The following is a 1,149-nucleotide window of genomic DNA, read 5'->3' on the forward strand; positions in this document are numbered from 1 at the left end:
GAACTCAGCGGAGGGATGCGCCAGCGTGTAGCCTTGCTTCGGACCTATCTTTTTGGGCACAAGCTCTTTCTCTTGGATGAGGCCTTTAGCGCCTTGGATGAGATGACCAAGATGGAACTTCATGCTTGGTATCTGGAAATTCACAAACAGCTACAGCTGACGACCCTCATCATCACGCATAGTATCGAAGAGGCCCTCAATCTCAGCGACCGCATCTATATCTTGAAAAATCGTCCTGGGCAGATTGTTTCAGAAATTAAACTAGATTGGTCTGGAGACGAGGACAAGGAAGTCCAAAAGATTGCCTACAAACGACAAATATTAGCAGAATTGGGATTAAATACGTAGCCTTTTAGGAAATTAGAATATATTAAATACAAGCGAAATCCTTGCTTGTATTTTTTATTTCAAAGCTGATGAACATGCATGATTAGGCTTAATATTTAAAGAAATGGTAAGTTAATATAAAAATAAATAAATTTTAGTTGACATTTTGTAATGGAACTGTATAATATAATTGAACCATTATAGATAATAAGGAGGATAATGTGGTGAAAAAGAGAACTAGCAAACTCTTTCATGGCTTGATGGCCTTGCTGCTGGTTGTGTCGGTCTTTTTGCCTGCACTTAAAGTTAGCAATGTTGTTAAAGCGGAGGAACTACCAGCGAGCAGTTACACAATGAAAACTGTTTCAAAAATCAACAATAACAAACTTGTTGATGGCGCTAAGTACGGGGAAGGTAAATTCTATCTTCAACCAACTTATAGTTTCCCAAATGATGTAACCCTCAAAGATGGGGATTACATGGTGTATCATGTTCCAAACGAATTTAAAATTGAAAAAGATTCTACTACGGAATTGAAAGCACCAGATGGGCAAACAACTATTGCTGAATTGACAACTAGTAAAGCAGATAACACAGCTACTGTCAAAGTGACAAATGCTGCTTACTTTGCTAATTTGTCAGAGAACAAGGAGATTACTGCCCTGTTTACAGTCGTTTGGGCAGATAGTGTTAAACTAAACACTCCTTATCAAATTAATATCCCAGGTGACCAAGTTTACACTTTGACTCGTATCGTCCCAGATGATGACCCAACTGGATTTACTAAATGGGGAGTTCAAGACTCAGACGATCCTAACTATG

The 1,149-nt window shown here is 38.6% G+C and carries 1 protein-coding gene and 1 pseudogene; both read left to right on the top strand.

Going from position 1 to position 1,149, the window contains the following annotated elements:
* Positions 1 to 348 (top strand): annotated as a pseudogene (locus GMD1S_RS07935) (ABC transporter ATP-binding protein); the annotation flags it as partial.
* A 203-nt stretch (positions 349 to 551) separates the two neighbouring features.
* Positions 552 to 1,149 (top strand): Ig-like domain-containing protein (locus tag GMD1S_RS07940; protein WP_044135758.1); only part of this gene is annotated, 598 nt, incomplete at its 3' end.

The organism is Streptococcus sp. GMD1S (genome assembly GCF_000296875.1).
GTDB lineage: Bacteria > Bacillota > Bacilli > Lactobacillales > Streptococcaceae > Streptococcus.